This is a genomic window from Helicobacter sp. CLO-3, from assembly GCF_001854545.1.
Taxonomy (GTDB): Bacteria; Campylobacterota; Campylobacteria; order Campylobacterales; family Helicobacteraceae; genus Helicobacter_B.
The window spans coordinates 1-19372 of record NZ_MLQN01000015.1; the positions used below are offsets into that span (position 1 = coordinate 1).

Below are 19372 nucleotides of genomic sequence, written 5' to 3' on the forward strand. Positions count from 1 at the left end.
AATTTTATTTACAATGTTTTAAAAGTAATTATAATGTTTTTCCAAAACTAACGATAGCTTCGCACAATGCGCCAAATTCACTTGTGGCTTTGATGTCATCAAATTCATCTAGGCTTTTGCCTTCTATCACCGCCCTTTTATATGCTCTGCGCTCATAGATTAGCGGTTCCAAAATAGATATTTCTTCCAAACCCTTATCCTTAATGGCGGACTCCACAAATTCTTTTAAATCGCCCAGCTCCTTATGTAAAAATGGATTTGGACTGATTTTATTGAATAGAATTAGACAATGGAGCCCAGTGTTGTTTTCTTTTGCCAAATTAAATACTTCCAGCATTCTGTCTAACACAACCACATCATATTGAGATGGTATTGTTGGAATTATGAGCAGATTTGCTTTATTCATGGCAATTCGCATCTCTTTACTATCGCTACCACCAGTATCTATAATTACACAGTCATTTTTAGCATCCTGCAAGACAATTTCATCTTTTAATGAACTGCCTATTTTGCTTATGTTGGAGAATAATGGTTCTAATTCGCTATCGCTCCTATTATTGCTAAAAACCTCACTACTTCTTTGTGGATCTGCATCGATGAGAGTTACCCTATCGCCCTGTTTGGCCAAATAGCATGCTAAATTAACAGCTATTGTTGTCTTGCCGCTCCCGCCTTTTTCATTGGCTATCGCAATTATCATTTCTCATTCCTTGCCTTAACATTATTCGCACAGTCTCTAATAAGCGATTCCATATCTATATCGTTGCAGTCTTCATTCAACTTGGTGGAGAACTCTTTTAGTATTTCTGTTTGCAACTCGCGCTCAAGCCTAAGAGGCACATTTTCTCCATCAAATGCTTCCCAATGCTCATCATTAATATAAACACTTATGCATGTTATAACATTATCGCTTGAATCAACATCGATGTTGATTTTCTTCATGGAACTTAGCTTTATTACATCATTGGTGAACTCGCTTTTCAATAAAACAAATCTATTGGGCTGGTCTTTTTTCATTTGCAATCCTTTACTTTAAAAATATTTATAATTATATATAAGTAAAGTAAATATAATAAAATATTTTATATATAAATATAAATATATAAAATTTAATATTTTAAAATAATTATAAATTAAATAAATTAAAATATTTTGATTGTTTATCTATCCATTTGCGCTTTCTTGGCAGTCCCACTCGCTACCTTGATTTCAAAAGATTTCGGCACAAAATCACTTACATAGCCTCTTGTGTGGCTCATTTTTTGAATCTCTTTTATTATGCTATTATTATCTTTGCGCAATGCCTCTAAATACAAAGCATTTGGATACTCATTTTGTTTAACCTGCTTGCTTAAATACTCCACAACTTCAGCATTTTTGCCTAATTTGGTCTCTTGGTCTTGTATCAACTTATCTATATTAGAAGCAAAATTATTAATTCTAGCCCACAAGCCATTGAATTTAATTACACTTCTAAAGTTATTTTCAAAAACACTATTTGGGTTAATCTTATAGACCAAGTTATCTGGTTCAATATAGCCATTGTTTGAATCGGCAATATAAAAACTAAAAGTCTTCATATCATCGCTTAAAGAGCCGCCTATAGTCAACCCACGATATTTAAAGAATGACGCTTCATCAGGGCCACTATTGTATAGGCTATCAAAACTCTCCCAAAAGGATTTTTCTAGCGCAACTTGTTGTGGATTTTCTTTTGGGGTCTTGTCACCATTGCTCGAGCCATTGTCTTTATTGGATTCTGTCTTTTTTGATTCAGATATTATCTCATATATCTTAAATTCACCGCTCGATATATCAAAACACTCGCACTTGAAGTGCTCCCCTTTGGGATTTGCCATCAAGACATTTTTAAAAGCCCTTAAGTCACTTAATTCTTTTTCCCATAGTGGCTTAATCTCTATGTTTTTTTGCAACATTTCTTCATTGTTAAACAACTCTTTTTTAAATGCCGCTTCTTTGGCGGTTTCCTTTCTTAATTCGTTGGCTATTTGAATCTGCAAAAGCATCAATGGATTTCTAACAGCTTCAGCTTTCATTTCGCCAGCACTTGCGCTGCCCATAGACACTTCATCTATCTCTCTCACACTTTTATCGGCATTTCTGAATTGCTCTATTCCCTTTGCCTTCGATTCAATTGTTTGCCACATGCGAGCATCATAAGTCTTTTCTGTGGCGTATCTTATTTCCTCAATAGCAAAATTATCACCATATTTTGCATGTAGCATATTGCCTTGCCTTATAAATCTCCCATTGCTTTGCTCCAAATCACTTGGTCGCCATGGGCAATCCAAATGATGTATGGCTACACCCCTTTTTTGCACATTTGTCCCAGCCCCCATTTTAGAGCGAGAACCAATTAATATTCGAATTTCACCACTATTGACCTTATCGAATAGCGCTTGCTTTTGCAGGGGCGTTTTGGCATCATGGATAAATGCAATTTCTTTTTGTGGTATGCCTTTTGCCACAAGCTTTTTAAGTACATCGCTATATACATCAAATTTTGACTGAGAAGCAATAATTTCATCATTGCTTTTTTCGGCAGCTTCTACGCTTTCACTAATATCGCTTGAGCCCATTATTGCGTTAAGATTTGCCGCTTCTTTCGCTTCTGCCTTGGCGATGGCCTCAATTTCGTTTTGACTCATTTCTCTATCGCATGCAATTTTTTGACTATGTATCTTTGGTGTGCTCAGATCGCAAAAAACTAATTGTGTCCCCTTATCTTCGTTCCAGTGTTCCCACCTTTTAAATATCTCTTCAGCCAGCAAATTACTCTTAGATTCTGCGTAATCAGTTGCATTTAAATCTATAAGTCGATAATCTAGCCCCGCCTTTCTTGCGTCTGTAGTGCAAGCCAAAACATTGTTTTTTCTAGGGTCATCCTTAAAGTGTTCCATGCGCCACACTATGGAGCCCTCATTCCACCTGCCGCTATCATCTTGAACGCCAATAAAATTGGCTACCGCATCACTTCTTGGGGCAATAATATTTGTGGGCTTACCATTTGCCAAACGCGGCACAAAATTTGGATTTAACTTCAATATATCTGCATTGGTAACAATATGCGTATTGGTTCGATACATATCACTCAACTCGCTTATATTGTTAAATTTGCTAAATCTGGTAACGAGTTTATAGTTAATCCCGCTTGAATCCAATTCGAAGTCATGGACACTTTCCCCAAAACAAGAAGCCCAAGAATCAAAAGATTCTATTCCTTTTTCTTTCAATAATTGTGGCTGCAGATAGCGCTGCATTGTATATAGTTCTGTTACAGAATTGCTAATAGGCGTACCTGTCAAGAACATCACCCTCTTATCGTTTGCATGCAAATATTTAGTCAATACAAATAAATTTTGTGCTTTTTGGCTCGGCTCTCTTGCTCCAAGCCCCAACACATTCTTCATTTTGGTATTTACGCCCAAATTTTTAAACTCATGCGCCTCATCAATTACTATGCTATCCACACCTAATTCGCTAAAATCAATAGATTTTGTTTTGGCTTCAATATTTTTATGCAATTGGTTTTCCAGCTTTGTAAGCATTTTATCTATGCGAATAATATCTCTTTTGTCATTTTTTTCACTTAAATCGTTTTTAAGGGTTTGGAGTTCCTCTTTGACTTCGCTTATATAGTTCTCATAAAAACTATTTGGCATAGGGATTTTTTCTAATTGAGAGTGAGCCATAATCACGCAATCCCAATTATTGGAGGCGATTTTTGCATAAAACTCCTCTCGTTTATTTGGGCTTAGATCCTCTCTACTTGCAACCAAGATATTTGCATTTGGATATGCATCATAAAAATCTTTATTCCATTGCTCAGTAATGTGGTTTGGCACAATCACTAACGGCTTATTTATTAACCCCATGCGTTTTTGCTCCATTAGAGCACAAATAGTGCTAAGCGTTTTGCCTGCGCCTACCTGATGATCCAATAAAATGGATTTATTTTGTATAGCCGCCCAAATTGCATCTTTTTGGTGTGGATAAAGTGTTTTTGCAGAGCTAAATCCGGGCAGTGTCAAATGCGAACCATCATATTTTCGCGTTATATGCGTATTGAAAGTTTCATTATAGATTTGCTCCAAATGTTCTCGCCTATCTATGTCTCGAAAAACCCATTCCTTAAATGCCAATTTCAAATTATCGATCTTTTCATTGACAATAGCGGTGGCTTCATGATCTGTTTCTCGCTCTGCTTCACCCTTATTATTGAATCTTGTTTCGCTTGGCTTGGTAAGAATTAATGCGGTATTAGCAAAGGCATATTCCAATATTGTGCTAGGATACACGCTGTGTCTCTCGCTGCTATAACCATATTTATGCTTTGCTTCCGTGCTTACCGCATAATCACTAAAAGCCACTTTCCACCCTAAATGCTTATTGTTTCTGACATCCACATATTCTTGGTCTAAGCCAAAATGTTCTGCAATAAACTCTTTGTAGTACTTGGCTGGTATCCAAGAAGTTCCTATAGTTACGGCAATATCGGCAGCCCTTATATCCTTTGGTATTACTTCTTTCAGTGCGTCTAAATTTACCCTCAAACTTTCATCGCCATCGTTAATAAGGCTCTCTACTTCTTTATATTTTGTCTTAACATTACCACTTAAATATAAGTCTGCACTTAAGTATTGTGATTTATCCAAATGATTTACAAAAATTAGTTTTTGCTCAAGCAAATCATTAAAAATCACCTCTTCGCTCATCTGAGGTAAGGCAGATCTAATCCATTCGTTATTAATTGCTCCATGAATGCTAAGGCTTGCCATTAGAGCTTCTTTTGGCGTTTCTACTACGCAATCTTTAATATAGTTAATTGTGCGGGTGTTAAAAATATCTGCCTTTATGGCACTTGGCTTTCTGGCTTCTACACCATTTTTTTAGCTGTTTCTTTGCCTATGCCTTTATCATATTGCTTTTCGAGAGCTGTGATCTTATTGGATTCTGGGTCTATATTGCGATAAAGGGCAATATTGCGCGAGCTGCTAAGATAGCCATATTCCTTAACAAAACGATCATATGCCTGATTTAACTCTGCTCTTTTGGCAATTAAATTTATATCATTATCAGCTATATTGCTTTGTTCTAGCGCTACAAGTTCATTAAAGGTATCTCTAATGGCAATAAATCCTTTTATCTTTTCCACTTCCTTGTCGGTATAATTTCGCTCAGGTGATCTTAATCTGCCATTTATATCAGCAACTTGATATACGCTGCCATCTATAATACACAAACTTCCTGACTTTAGGTTGCTTATATATTTTTTTAGATCCTCATATTGAGGAGCTTCTTTGTTTAGATAACTGCTTTTATATTTAAATATTGGCTCATGGTATTGATAGATATCTTTTGGCAAAACCGATATTATTTTATCAATCTCGCTCGGTAAATCTTTACCATTATCCATAACAGATAATTTTTTGCCGAATTTGGTATCAACCAAACACAATTCACCCAAAATGTGTTCCTTATAATTCCAAAAATATTCATTTAGTTTTATATCGCCTTTGCCGACAAGCTTGCTTTTTATCCATTCTTGGTTGATTGAATTATCTAGTCCTTTTTTGAAAAAAACAATATCGCTTGTCACTTCGGCATTTGTATCCTTAAACACATTATTGGGCAAGCGAATTGCGCCTATAAATGTAGCTTCTTTTGCAATTTTTGCCCTTATAGATTCGCTAGATTTATCCAAAAAACGACTGCTTACCACAAAAGCTGCTATACCATCATCTTTTAGATTCTCAATTGAGTTAAGCATAAAAAAGTCGCATATTTTGCCTTCGCCATTTGCATTGCCAGTATCCTTATCGCCATATGGTGGGTTGCCTATGAAAGCATCAAAATTGCGATTAAATTTTACCCTCTCAAATGCCATATTTTCCAAGTTGGCTTGCGGATACAAAAGCTTTGCTATACCATAGGTCACTTTATCTAGTTCTGTGCCATGTATTTTGTAATTGGATTTAGGCATATATCCAATAAATCGCCCATTACCACAGCTTGGCTCGTATATATGCTTCGTGTTTGAATCATTGTCTAGTCCAAAATGTTTTAGGCCATTGTATATGCTATCAATAATGAATTTGGGGGTATAATATGAATCAGAACAGCTTCTTTCTAATCTATCCAAATCTTCCTTGTTGTCTACAATTTTACATATAGTCTCATATTCTTTTGCATAGTCGCCATTTAGCCCACTATTTATAATTTTAGCCATGCCGCCAAAACCACTAAATTTACTCAAAACTTCTTTTTGCTCCTCGCTTGGCATTTTATCATTGGCTTGCAAGGCTCTAAGTGTGGCTATGGCTGCTATATTTGCTTCAAATCTATCGCGCAATCCCTTAATAGCTATACTATCATTCAATCTGTAATTTTCGCCTATGTCAAGCTGTTCTTCATCGCTTATTAGGCTCGGCGATTCCCCGGTTTTTCTGGTGTCTGAAAAATTTGGTATTTGAGCATCTGGTTCACCCCCTAATAAACCCCCTCTGCTAGATTCTCTTTGTGCTCGCTCATTAAAATATCCCATATGTTGTTGTGATTGGGATTTAGGCTGCTCTTTTTCTCTTGCCATGCTAGACAGTATTGATTCGGGCTCACTCCCATTGCCTCCAGAGCTTGATAAGGAGTCAGATTCGCTATGTTTGGAAAAAAAGACGCCTGCATAAATGCCTCCATCTCCGCTTGATATTGCTGCTCTACTAAATAAATCAGCCTGTTGTAATCTGCTGTTTGTATTGCTTTTGGATATAGGTTTTTTGCCCATCGCACTAGAATGACTACTATCCACCGATGAAAGTTCCCCTCCATTATCGATGAATTTAGCGTTTCTTTCGCCAGCGGATTTAGATACTGACTCATGCTCTGCCATTCGCTTTCTATCACCGCCCATATCTTGCGGTCGAAATAAAACTCTATCGGTGGATTGGCTAGAATCTGCGGAAGCGCTCTTTCCAGCTTGCTTACTTCCGCTTCCCATATCTCCTCGTGTATTGTCAAATCCCCATATCCGTCGTATCCCTCCTCCTTCACTTTGGCTAGGAATCGATCCTGCTCCTCTTGACTCGCTTGGTATTTTCCCCTGCGAATTTTGAGAAGATCTGCTAATCTGTCCTTGTCTTTGAAGTAAGCCTCTATCTTTTTCTTGTTTTCTTGGCCTATTGCTTGGGTTGAGGACATCATTTTGAAGCTCTCCTTTCTCATCATAATAGTCAAAGACATCAAAAAGTGTGGGCAAATGTTTGCCATTTGGTGTTTTTGCTTTTGCCATTATAGCTCCTTTAATTAAATATAAGTAAATATAATTAAATATAAGTAAAAGATTTTATTTAATTATTGATTGGGCAAAATAGGTTTTCCATTCTTTTCTATCGCCGTAAATGTGCAGCCATTCTTGTATTCACTGCATCCATAAAATGCACTTTTGCCGCTCTTGATTCTTCGCAAATGCCCCTTATTGCACTTTGGACACATTATTGCTCCGGCGATTTTTATATTCAAATTTGCCTTCTTAATGTTCTCGATCTCGGCCTTGACAGAATCCAGCACATCTTTCAGAAAACCGTCTTTGGTCATTTCTCCTTTTTCGATACTTTTTTGATATTCAAACCACAGGGCAGTCATGTCCGGATTAGACAGCATGGGGCTAACGCTTTTTATCAAATCACGCCCAAGTTGCGTGGATCTAATACTTTGTTTTTTGTCTTTGCTACAAGTTATAAAACCTTGCGATATTAGCTTATCTATCATTTCACTTCTTGTGGCTGGTGTGCCAATACCACCACTTTCGCCTTTCTTATCCTTGTCTTTTTCAATTAGTAGCTTTTTTATATTTTCATTTTTTACATACTTTGCAACCTGATTTAAGTCCTTTAAAAGCGTGGTCATTGTGTATTGTGGCAATGGCTTTGTTTTCAGTGTTTTAATCTCGCTAGATTTTAAAGTGGCAATATTACTTTTTATATTCTCCAAATCTAACTCGATTTCATCGCCATCTTCGCTTGACTTGCCAAAAATGCCCCTAAAGCCGCTTTTGGTAGTTTTTGCTGCACTTGCAATAAACTTTATTCCTTCATGTTCTAGCTCTATATTGTATGCGATATATTCTCTAGCCTCATAAAACTGCATAGCAAAGCGTTTTACAATCAGCATATAGATATTTTTTTCCATCTCGCTCAGCTTGCCAAACTCAAATTTGCTATTAAGCGGAATTATTCCATAGTGGGCGGATAGGTTTTTATCATTAAATGCCTTACTTTTAATACTTAGGTTTGCTTTGCTTAAAAAATCTTGCTCACCTATATTTGATTTAACGGCATCCAAAATACCTTTGCTTTGTGAATAAATTTTTTCAGGCAAATATTGGCAATCGCTCCTGTTATAACTTATCGCCTTGTATTTTTCCCTCAATGTTTGCGTATAGGCCAGCGTATCTTTAGGCGAATAGCCATATAGCCTAGCCGCATCTGTTTGTAAAATCAAAAGATTATAAGGCAAGGGCGGATTCTCTTTTTTTGGTATTTTTGTCAGCTTAATATTGAATTGTTTGGATTCGATAGCCGCCTTTATTCTCTCAATCTCGACTTTATCCACAATATTTTTTTCTGTTTTTAGATTAGCCCCAATAATGACAGAATCCGCTTCAAACTCGCCACTTAGTACATAATAATCAGAGCTTACAAAATTCTCATTTTGCAAATCTCTATCTACAATCAAGCTAAGTATAGGCGTCATAACTCGCCCAACCCTCAATGTTTCGTTGCCACCTTTAGCGCGATAAGCGCAGGTATAGGCTCTAGTCAGATTTATTCCCACTATCCAATCCGCAATGCTTCTGGCGAATCCTCTATCACTCATCGTTTTAAATTCGCTATTTGGTCGTGCCTTTTTTATCTCATCTCGCACCGCTTCTGGTGTAATGTCATTTATTAGCACCCGTTTTACAGGCTTATTGTTTTTGGCATAGGCTAAAATCTCGTCTATTAGGATCTGCCCTTCATCATCACTATCACCACAATGCATAATTTCACTAATATCTTTCTTGTGGATTAACTTGCCTATTTCTTTAAGTTGTTTCTCGCTTTTTTCTAGCGGCTTATATTCATATTTTGCGATATTAAATGGCAAATCATTTATATCCCACTTTTTCCATTCCGCCTTATAATCTTCGGGCTTATAGAGCTCTAGCAAATGCCCAAAACTCCAAGTGATATAATCATCGCCCTTTGTATAATATCCCACGCCCTTATTGGAATAATTTTTAAATTCGCCATTTAATGCCGCCGCTATTGCCTTTGCCAAATCCGGTTTTTCTGCTATAAAAAGCCTCATCGCTCTGCTCCCTTGTCTTTTTTGGTGTTATTTTGCAATCCCTTTTGGGCAATTTTTTCTATCTTTTGCTTCATTTTGGCAATAGCAGAATCTTGCTCTTGCGTGGGATTTGCTATTTGATTTTTGTAGTATTGTGCTACTTTAGGATTCTTAAATTGCATTCTTTCTTTAAGATTTCTATCAGAATAGAACGATATAATTTGCTTGTCAGAGGGGGATAGTGGCGGAATGAGACCCTCCCCTTTGATTGTGTCGGTTGCTACCCTAAATCTAACACCTTCCTTATTTTGCCACTCATAGACTTTTCCACTTCTATTTTTGTCTTCAAGATATGGTTCTTTGAATACTTTTAAATATTCCCTTATTGAATTGCCTAGATTTAAAAGCTCCTCAATTGAAATTTCACCATCACTTCCTTTTTCTAAATGAAGTTTAATATGTTCTGCACCAGCCCCTTTATCTCTTCTTTCATTATGCCAGCCCTTAACATACATAACAACTTCAGCAATAATTGCATCTTCTATGATTTCTAAGTCCGTCTTTATTGGTGTAGCTCTCTTGCCATTAAAAGTTACATTGTAAATACCTCTTGATTCTTTCTTGTCTCTATTCATCTACCAACTCCATACTGTTATCAATAAAGACTCTATTTAGTATGGCAAGACAGCTTTTCTGGCTGCCCTGCAAAAGCTTACCGCTCATTATCTTTGGCAGGCTGCTCTTTATTTTGTGCTGCTGCCTTTGCGGCTTCTTGTTCTTGCTTGTTTGTTACACTAATGCCTTCCTTGCTAATTACAGCATAAGCGCCATCGCCTTTATCCAACAGAGCTTGCTTTAGATTTTCATCATTAATATTTACTCTTGCAGTCAGGCTTGTATGCTCATTGCCATTTTTGTCTTGCCAAGTATTTGTGGTCAAGGAATTGGTAAAATTTTTACCCGCTTCATTTTGCTCATTCAACATCAAAAAGCTTTTCCCATCTTTTTCTACTTTGTTGAAGTAGATTAGATCGCTGCCATCTTTGACATCGCTATTGAAGGGTTTCAGGCTCACATTGCCATTTTTTTGCATATTGATAAAATAGCTTTGCCACTTTGGCTCTGCACCATCAACACTTTGCTTAAAGCTGACATTCAATTTGTCAATACCCATATTTTTAGCTTCCAATGCATTTTCAACCACATTTATAGCTGCCGTTTTTGCCGCCATAAGCTTTTGCTCATTGGCTTTACTTACATAATCCATTTGCGAATCGCTATTTAGCACAACTCTTTGATTTGAATCTAATTTTGCTATTGCCATTTGTTACTCCTTTTTAAGTCATGGTATTGTATGCCGCCGCTTGTCATCTATTGCTATTAAAGATGTTAAGTTTTCATTTGCCACCTCCTAGATTAATTATGTGTTCTTTACCGCTGCTATTTATGGTGGCGCTTTTTGGGATTGAAAGCACAATATCGTTGCTGCTATTTTTGAGTATTTTTACGCCATTCAATTTTTCACTTATGGCATTAAACTTGGTTTCGATTTCCTTGTATTCGCTATATTTACTAAATGCCAAAAAGCTAAAAGCTCCGCATATAAGTCCTATAAACAAGGCTGCAAAAATAAGTGCAAAAATTGATTTTTTAATGTTGTTAATATGATTTATAAGAGAATTTAGCTGTTCTTTTTGCAGGTCCAATTGCTTTTGAAATACTTCGCTTTGCGCATCTAACTGCAATTGGAAGTTTTTATTTTGCAAATCCAAAAACTTATCCATATTCTCTTTGTGTTTTTCACAAAACTCTTCCTCAAGAGTATTGATTGCACTTAGATTTGTGGATATTTTCTTTTTGGTGTTCTCATCTGTGCTTTTTATGAGTGATTTTAACTCTAGAAAAAAATGCTTCAGATCCGCTCTTATTTCGCCACTTTGCTCTACGGATTCGTTAATATCCCTTAATGCCTCATCCAACCTTATGGAATCTAGTTTTTGCATTGACTCATCAAGCGAATCATTAATAAGCTTTAACTTATTAATGAAATTTAATTCTTTTTGACTCAAAGAATTATCAAAGAAATTATCTATCCTTTCAAATTCGCTATTCAGCATATCGCTTTGATTGGCAAAGTCGCTCATAATGCCCAGCACTTCGTTAGATTCCATAACTTCGCTTTTTGTTTTTAAAGACTCTATCTTGCTATTTAATCCACCCAAAAGGGTTTTGGCATTGGCGATACCATCCATAAAATGATAGGCTCTGCCACCAAGTAAATCGTTTAGTGCTTCCCTGTGCGGACTTACGGAGCCATTTTCAGCGTCTTATTCAATTTCGCTATTTTCAATATCCATTGACAGATTCCTCGCTACTGTTGATTGACTCCGTTGGTTCCTCTATGGGATTTATAATCAACGGATTAACTTCTTTATTGTCATTGAGGGTGGCTTTAGAGCTAAAAAACATTATTTTTACCCTATCTCTTAGGCCTCTTGCCAAATCAACAGGCTGGACATCTATATATGCAATCACACCATTTGCTTTAAAATAATTGCGGTATTGTAAAGCTAAGTTTTTTTCGCCTAGAATTATTATTTTATCGGCATTGTGTGCAAGCAAAAAAACTTTTACCATTTGATTATTTTCAAATAAATAATCACCCTTTGCTTGCGCCTCTACTTCATACGCCCAATTGCTTTCTTTTAGCTTTTTATCCTTTGGCACAAAGCTATAACGCTCTTCCAAGAGAGCATTATTAATGCTTTGTGAAGTTGCCTTCCACTCAATTTGCACTGGTTTTTTGCTACACCCACTAATTGCTAACATTGCTGCCGCCACTGCGCTAAATACTAAAGCCTTGTTCATAACTACTCCTTTTGGATTGGTATTTTGATATTGCACTCTCCTTGTAGGATTGCATTTTCTAGCTCATCTCTGCTAGGTATGCCTTTAATATTTTTTAGTGACTCGCTAACCGCCTTAAATTTGTCCATGAAATATCTGTCGCTATAATAAAATGCTTTATTTGCAAGAATTGGTTTGCCGCTGTCAATAGTAATTAGCTCCTTGCTAAAATCCATTTCTCTTAACTCTTGTGGCAACATTAGCGCACGATGAGTTTCGCTTATGCTACGGCTACCTCCACCGCTTCCACCATGATTATGACTTCTACTTGTTTGCTTTACTGTTTTGTTTCCCAAAATCTTGCTTATTGCCTCTGCATCTTCTTGTTCTCTTGGTGCATAAAAGATTTGGCAGGCGTGATTAGTCAAAAGGGTTTTTGCCCCCTCTTTGCCATATCCATCAGGAACCGGAGTTTCTAGCTGTGATAGAGATTGATAAATTGTAAGCAATCGCAAGTTATAGCCGGCAATAAAGCTAACGCCTTTTTGCAATACCGGGATTCTGCCCGGTGCAGTGAATTCGTCCATTAGCAAAAGTGTGGCAAACTTCAAATCTTTGTTTTGTTGCGGCAATTCTTTGGTATTCAATAGAATTAATTGTGACCAAAAAATATTTAGGATAAATTGCGCGTTTGCCAATTGATCTGGTGTAATGCCAATATAGATAGTCATTTTTTTCTTGCGCAATTCTCGCAAATCAAAATCGCTAGTAGCTGTCGATAATCTCAATGTGTCGCTTTCAAAAGAACTGATAGGGGCATTAAAGCTCGCCATTATGCTTGACTTTGTGTTGTCGCTATCCACATTAAAATATGTGCTTAACCTGCGATTTGTAGCTTCACTAATTACGCCTATATCTTTTAAAAAGCTGTATGTAGATTCAAAACCTTTTACTTCTTGCTCGCCAACCTTAAATTCAAACCCTTTGCTTAGCTGCAAAAGTCCATAAAAATTAAATTCTGCCTTCAGATTATATAATGTCAAAAACGCCTTACCATCTTCGCTCAATGCCAAATCTTTATATAGATAACAAAGCCCTATAAAAAGATTCTGTGCTTGCTGACTCCAAAAAGCATCCTTTCCATCACTTGGATAGATAATGTTTGCCAAATCCATAAGCTGAGAATCGCAATGTTCATTATCCAACATATCAATGTATGTAAATGGATTATAGCGATGTGTGCGGCTAGAGAATGGATTAAAAAGATATACTTCATTGCCTAATTTTTCCGCACGGTATCGACTAGTATAATCAAAACACTCCTGCTTAATATCTTGCACAACAGCAGATTCTTGCCATTCCAAAAGATTTGGAATAACAATCCCAACACCCTTTCCACTTCTTGTTGGTGCCCCAAGAGCAACAAACTGCGCTCCGCCAAATTTCAAAAACTTATTGCCATATTTACCAATTATAATGCCGCGCTTTACGGCATTGTTTTTATCGCCAAAAAGCCCAGCTTTGCGAATTTCATTTATATTCGCAAATCTTGCCTCGCCATGCAGGCTCTCTTTTTGTTTCATAAAAACAAATGCACTTGCCAAAATAATTGCGCTCAATACAATGGATGCTAAAACTGCTAGCCAAGCGTTTGGGTAGCCTTTATCTATAGCCTCATAAATAAAATTCAGGTGCCATATTTTAAACGCTTTTGCCATAGGCACTTTGTTTATTATTAGCACCATGAAGCCGCTTAAAATATAGCTTAATGCTAAAAGCGGGATGCTTAAAAATGCGGCTTTTGCTAGATTATTATCTTTCATAATCTTTTGCCTTTGACTTCTCCGCCTCCACACTTCCTAAAGCATTTTTTAGCGCAGAAATCCGTTTTTGCATTTCCTCTACAAACTCATCTAGTCTGTCCTCCATGTCTATGATTTGCTCTTTCAGGTCTTTTACATTTAGCTCTTCCACATTTGCTCCTTTTTTGAATTTAGGTCGTTTGCCGCCTTGAAGTACACCTCGCTTATGCGGCGTTTCCCATTATGTGCATAGATATGAATAATTACATCTATTAGGTCATGAAGCATTGCCATGATTTGCTCATATGGTATTTTTTGTCCTTGTGGATTTTGCAATATCATCATTGCAAGGCGCTTGAAGCAATCTGCACTGCTTCCAGCATGGCAGCTTGTCAAAGATCCGCCATGTCCGCTACTTAATACATTAACAAAGTCATAAGTTTCAGCACCACGCAATTCGGCTAACAGAATACGATCTGGCTTCATGCGCAAGCAGCTTTTAAGCAGAGTTGCCGAATTTAAAAAATCCTCACTCTTCGCTTCACTTGGATAAAAAAGTTGCACAAAATTTTTATGTGTAAAAAACACAATTTCTTCGACATCTTCGATTGTTATTAGTCTAGAATCAAGTGGAATAAAGTCTATTAAGCTTTTCATAAAAGTAGTTTTGCCGCTACCCGTTTCGCCACAAATAATTACATTTTTGCCATAGCTAACAGCACTGCTTATAAAGGTTTCATATTCGCTTTTCTCGTATAGATTTAGCAACTCAGAATCTTTTTGGCTTAATGTATTGGTATTTGGCCTTATTTCACTAAAAAGCCCTTGTTTAGAAAAATCATTCATTACAAATCTAGTACGACTCGGTTTTCTAATAGTAATCGAGATATGATCCTTTTTGCTTGCCGGAGGCAAAACTATTTGCACTCTTTCACCACTTACCAATACGCAGCTCAAAATAGGTCGTGCTTTGTCTATTTGATCTTCTTTGTAACTGGCACTCGCTTGCGCAAATGCTTCGGCATTTTCATAAGTGATATGTGTGGCTTCACACTGCCATACGCCATTTGTATTTTGAAACCAAATCAAATCATCACCGTTATAACAAATTTCATTGATTGAGTCGTCTTTTAGATATTTACCAAATAAATTATCAGCATATTTTTGCAGGCTTACACTCATTTTTTGCCTCCCTTTAAGCGCAATTGGTACACCTTGCTAAAATCTATGTCTTTATTAACATATACACCAACCAAGTCGCCATGATTGCGATAAATAGTAGGTTTTATATTGATTGTCTGTCGCAAAGCTGTATTTGCCAATTGATTTGCCTGCATTGGACTATACATTTGGCTATTTGGAGCTATTTGGGCGTTTACATACTGACCAAGCGATTTGATTGTTCCATCAATTACGCTTAGCAAAATAGCAGCACCAAATCTTGTCACATAGTGATTATCTCTATCGCCCTCAATGCCAGCACCACCCAAAGCATCAACCCCGCCGCTCTCCACTGGTATTACAATATTATTTGGCGTCCTTATCTCACTCCATATTACATAAAGCCTAGAGCTGCCATCCGTTACATCTGCATTGGTATAACTTCCGCTTATTTGGCTACCTTTTTCTATTAGGAGCGTTTGCCCATTTGCAGAATAAATATCGCTTGCTACGATACAGCCTATACTACCCTTTAATTCGCTTACTATTTTTGTTTGTAGGCTGCATGGAATGTAAGTATTTTTTGGCAAAAGCAACGATTGGTCAAAAGGACTATAAAACGCGCTTGTAGGCTGATAAACTTCGCCTTTAAAATCACTATTTTGCCTATAGGCAGTAGATTCACCACCAAGACTTATTCCAGCGGCAGCTTGCGCTTCGGTATTTGCCGCCATAAGCGCTTCATAATCTATATTGGTTGTTTGGTCTATCATTTTGTTTAATGCTTGTAGTGTTTTTTGCTCCATCTCCATTGGATCTAGTTTGTCTTGTTTCTTTTCGGTAGATTCTTTTGCGGCTTCACCACCCCTTGGGCTTATTACTGCAGCACTTGCACCTTTTATGATGCGAGGCTTCATAAAACCATCTTTTGTAAGCCACCAAGGCTGCTCTTCCTTTTGTGACTCAACACCAAAATTTTCATTAAAAGTTAGCTTCCCTTGTGGCTCAAATGTTTCATTATTTTTTACGCTATCAACCAAATCATTGCTATTTTGTTTGTCTTTATCCAACCCCAAATCGCTTAATAGGCCATTGCCACTAGATTCTATCTCCGTAAAATTATTATCTTGATCAAATGCCATTTCGCTACTGCTTGCAGAATCGCTATTGGCATTAAGCATATCGAGGGCATTTTTTCTATTGTCTGCGTCTTTTTCTTTATCGCTTGAATCGCTGGCAAAACTAAAACTAAGTAACGCCAAAAATAAAATAAACAATGCGCCACCAACTATCGCTACTATGCCCATTAAACGCTTGCTTCCACCCTCACTTTCTAGCAAAACATTGCTATTGTTTGTCTCTCTATTATTTTCCATTCAAAAGCTCCCTTTTTACTTCAGCTTCATTGCTAGTTTCTGGTGCTTTTGGCAGTGGATTTAGTGCATATCCTTTGTTGAAAACACCCACCAATTTATCGCCACTCCTGAGCAATATTTTCTTATGGATAGAGTGAATAACAAGAATTGAAAATTTGCCCTCTTTTTTAATATGCTGATTCACTATCTGCTCTTCGCCATCATAGGCAAAAGCGCTTGGAAATACTTTTGTGTTGTCAAATCCTATATAGGTAAAAACGCCATCATCGTACGCAAAATCTGGTGCGATATTGTCAGATCCTCCATTGACCCTCATATAATAATCCCAATTGCGCGGCACCGATGTGCGGTTAAGGCTTTTTTGCAATCTATCAATTTCTATAGCCCTCTCGAGCCTTTTTTTGGCTTTTTCTATCGCTTCATCCTCAACTTTTGGATATGTAAAGCTCATTTTGTAGATTTTATTTTTGGAGTTTAAGACCAAATCAAATGTATAAAAGTTAATGTTTGTCGTTACTATTAAGTTTGTTTTCCAAGTTTGCGGTATAGGATCTATAAGCATCTCTTTTTCTGCGCCATTTTGCATAGGGTCTGGATTATGGACAAATTTAGTCGTTACCGCTTTTGGCTTTATAAATAGCAAATTCTCTCTATCTATGATTTCCCAACCCTCGCTAAATCCAGCGGCAATATTTATCACTCGCTCGTTTTCTGCAAATTCTATTACGCTTACATAGCCATTTGCCGCTGTGATTGTTAGCACATCCTGTGCGTTAAACACAGCATAAGTATTTTTTGAATCAAAACTACTTTTTGTGGGCACACTTGCGCCAAAGCTTGCTACTACAAATACGCAGATTAATGCTAATTGTCTCATCGTTTTATATCCTCATCTATTCTATAAGTTAAGACTTTGAATCCAAGTGGATTAATATGGCGCAAGTTTTCTCTAAATGCTAAGTTTTGGTATTCGTAGCTAAGAGTAATAATGCGATATTGGTTGATTAAATTTCTGCTACTTAGATTCTTGATTGCCAAATTTGTTCTAATGGTGGCTGTTTTTACACCGGCAGATTCTGTAAGAACGATTGATAGGACATCAACGCTGATTTGTATATTGTTTTTAAAGACTTTATCCCTCGCGTTTTCGCCCTTATAAAGTTCTTTGTAGTCTGCAGCCACCCGATCACTACTTAATGTTAGCACAAGCTCATAATCTCTGTTTAGCATGTCATAAAAATAACCTTCCCTTGCGCGGACATAGCTATTAATAAAATGCTTATCTAAAGCCTCATTGTTGCTTATCTGCTCTGTGTCTAATACGGTTATAATATCCACTGCGCCTGTAGTATCATTTACGCGAATTAAATATGGCTCTGTGGTTTTTAGTGGCGTTAGGAGCATGACTGCTATGATGGCCAAGATAGATAAGGCACCACAAAAAATAGCAAATAGATATGCCTTTTTGTTGCTTTGCTCCACCATATAGCGCAAGCTAGATTCAAAATCTAGAGCCTCCCTATAGCTGCCTTGAATGTCATCATATGATTGATAAAATTCATCAGAATCCACATTGCTAAATTCTTTGCGCTTGGCATTAAAAATAGCCTTAATTTTTTCGACAATCTGCCTCATTTGACTTCCTTCAACTCTTTGGTATTAATGGGGACAAATTTATTTTCATCACTAAAAATTTCATCATACGGGTTTGCTTTTTTGCCACTGCATGCTGCCAATAAAAAAATTGACAAGCCTGCTATTAGCGCTACCTTAAGTTTCATTTTGAAGCTCCTCGCAATTTTGATAATAGGGCTTTACCCATACTTACAGCAGTCGTTGCCCCTTTGCCCAAGCCTTTAGCAGCTAGATTGCCAGCTGCACCCGCCAAACCGCCGCTCTTTAGAGCAGAGCCTAAGCTTTGTCCAGCTGCTCCGCCTGCTGCACCCATGGCAGCTTTGCCTGCGCCTTTTGAGGCGCCACCTAGCACTGCACCAGCCATTTGAGAAGCTCCAACACCGCTCATGGCAGAATCAAGGCTTACCTGTGCTAGATTTTGCGCTAGAGACTTGATCACTTTTATTATTTGCACCAATACAAAACAAATAAGTACCACTTCAAATACTTGCAAGAACATATTCACCATTTTAAATTCTTCTAATTTTTTGTAATCAAAAATTTGTTCCAATGCAGATTGACAAAATGATAAAAACATAAATAAAAATAAAAGTGTAAAGGTATTGGAAAGCAGCAATTGGCACCATTGCGTAAAAACTTGCTTTGTTTGATTCCACATTAGACAAAATAGCGCCAAAGGCAAAACTATTATGAGAAATGTATTGCTAACGCTACACGCTATGATAGAGAAAAACAACTCTAGCGTAATAGCAACAAAGCATATACCTATAATTACCACCATAAGTGCTGTTAATGGTGCAAGCCTCATTGGAGCTTCTTTCCAAAGAACCTCCATATAGCTTAATACAGAATCTACAAGTCCATCTAGTTTCTCATAGAACCCTATGCCACCACCAGCCCATTCATAAATACCCTTGACTGCTTCAATAGAATAATTAAGCCAAGCCCCAGCGCCCATAGCAAAAGATAAGATAAAAGCCTTTCTGCCTAAATCCCATACAAGTTCCCTTATAGGATCTTGACTTTTTCCTGCTAGCACCATATAACCTTTATACATAATAGTCAGGGTGATAATCGCGCTAACCAGCAATTGAAGCTGCTGCATTTTGTCATCAAGGCTAATTTGTTGTATATTGTCAAGCAAGTTATTTACTATGTATCCTATACCTGTAAAAATATCTGTTTTGGTTGTGGTGTCTGCCATTT

17 protein-coding genes are annotated in these 19372 nt (G+C 37.1%); all 17 read right to left on the bottom strand.

The genetic code is table 11. From position 1 onward, the window contains the following. Window positions 1–28: 28 nt before the first annotated feature. Window positions 29–700, bottom strand: coding sequence for an AAA family ATPase (locus BKN38_RS05180; protein WP_070957723.1), 672 nt, complete (start codon window positions 698–700; stop codon window positions 29–31). After that, window positions 697–1017 carry a hypothetical protein gene (locus tag BKN38_RS05185; RefSeq protein ID WP_066453592.1) on the bottom strand — a complete coding sequence of 107 codons (321 nt, stop codon included), beginning with the start codon at window positions 1015–1017 and terminating at the stop codon, window positions 697–699. Before BKN38_RS05185 ends, BKN38_RS05180 begins: the two co-directional genes overlap by 4 nt. Before the next feature lie 143 nt (window positions 1018–1160). Continuing rightward, the gene (locus BKN38_RS05190) at window positions 1161–4799 is read right to left on the bottom strand and encodes an SNF2-related protein (protein ID WP_082942697.1); all 3639 of its coding nucleotides are present in this window, start codon (window positions 4797–4799) and stop codon (window positions 1161–1163) included. Window positions 4800–4897: 98 nt separating this feature from the next. Next, a complete protein-coding gene (locus BKN38_RS10305) occupies window positions 4898–7306 on the bottom strand; it encodes an N-6 DNA methylase (RefSeq protein WP_082942696.1) in 2409 nt (802 codons plus the stop codon). Window positions 7307–7368: 62 nt separating this feature from the next. After that, entirely contained in the window at window positions 7369–9366 is a 1998-nt protein-coding gene (locus tag BKN38_RS05200) for a DNA topoisomerase (RefSeq protein ID WP_066453202.1), read from the bottom strand. Beyond that, the gene (locus BKN38_RS05205; protein WP_066453198.1) at window positions 9363–9980 is read right to left on the bottom strand and encodes a hypothetical protein; all 618 of its coding nucleotides are present in this window, start codon (window positions 9978–9980) and stop codon (window positions 9363–9365) included. The genes BKN38_RS05200 and BKN38_RS05205 overlap by 4 nt, the downstream gene beginning before the upstream one ends. A 77-nt stretch (window positions 9981–10057) precedes the next feature. Continuing rightward, a complete protein-coding gene (locus tag BKN38_RS05210; protein ID WP_066453197.1) occupies window positions 10058–10669 on the bottom strand; it encodes a hypothetical protein in 612 nt (203 codons plus the stop codon). A 73-nt stretch (window positions 10670–10742) separates the two neighbouring features. After that, window positions 10743–11597, bottom strand: coding sequence for a hypothetical protein (locus BKN38_RS05215; RefSeq protein ID WP_066453194.1), 855 nt, complete (start codon window positions 11595–11597; stop codon window positions 10743–10745). Between the two features lie 94 nt (window positions 11598–11691). Continuing rightward, the gene (locus tag BKN38_RS05220; RefSeq protein WP_066453192.1) at window positions 11692–12213 is read right to left on the bottom strand and encodes a cag pathogenicity island Cag12 family protein; all 522 of its coding nucleotides are present in this window, start codon (window positions 12211–12213) and stop codon (window positions 11692–11694) included. Window positions 12214–12215: 2 nt separating this feature from the next. Then, window positions 12216–14015, bottom strand: coding sequence for a type IV secretory system conjugative DNA transfer family protein (locus tag BKN38_RS05225; protein WP_066453189.1), 1800 nt, complete (start codon window positions 14013–14015; stop codon window positions 12216–12218). Beyond that, complete coding sequence (locus tag BKN38_RS11070; RefSeq protein ID WP_156528059.1) at window positions 14005–14166, bottom strand: hypothetical protein; 162 nt, start codon at window positions 14164–14166, stop codon at window positions 14005–14007. The genes BKN38_RS05225 and BKN38_RS11070 overlap by 11 nt, the downstream gene beginning before the upstream one ends. Continuing rightward, the gene (gene virB11 / locus BKN38_RS05230; protein WP_066453187.1) at window positions 14154–15176 is read right to left on the bottom strand and encodes a P-type DNA transfer ATPase VirB11; all 1023 of its coding nucleotides are present in this window, start codon (window positions 15174–15176) and stop codon (window positions 14154–14156) included. The genes BKN38_RS11070 and virB11 overlap by 13 nt, the downstream gene beginning before the upstream one ends. Next, window positions 15173–16531, bottom strand: a complete 1359-nt coding sequence (locus tag BKN38_RS05235; RefSeq protein WP_066453184.1) for a TrbI/VirB10 family protein — start codon at window positions 16529–16531, stop codon at window positions 15173–15175. Before BKN38_RS05235 ends, virB11 begins: the two co-directional genes overlap by 4 nt. Beyond that, window positions 16521–17408 (bottom strand): TrbG/VirB9 family P-type conjugative transfer protein, encoded by an 888-nt coding sequence (locus tag BKN38_RS05240; protein WP_066453182.1) that lies wholly within the window; start codon window positions 17406–17408, stop codon window positions 16521–16523. The genes BKN38_RS05235 and BKN38_RS05240 overlap by 11 nt, the downstream gene beginning before the upstream one ends. After that, complete coding sequence (locus tag BKN38_RS05245; RefSeq protein WP_371113555.1) at window positions 17405–18067, bottom strand: virB8 family protein; 663 nt, start codon at window positions 18065–18067, stop codon at window positions 17405–17407. The genes BKN38_RS05240 and BKN38_RS05245 overlap by 4 nt, the downstream gene beginning before the upstream one ends. 95 nt (window positions 18068–18162) lie before the next feature. After that, entirely contained in the window at window positions 18163–18312 is a 150-nt protein-coding gene (locus BKN38_RS11075) for a hypothetical protein (RefSeq protein WP_156528056.1), read from the bottom strand. Beyond that, on the bottom strand, window positions 18309–19370 hold the full coding sequence (locus BKN38_RS05250) for a type IV secretion system protein (protein ID WP_066453179.1): 1062 nt from the start codon (window positions 19368–19370) through the stop codon (window positions 18309–18311). The genes BKN38_RS11075 and BKN38_RS05250 overlap by 4 nt, the downstream gene beginning before the upstream one ends. Window positions 19371–19372 lie beyond the last annotated feature (2 nt).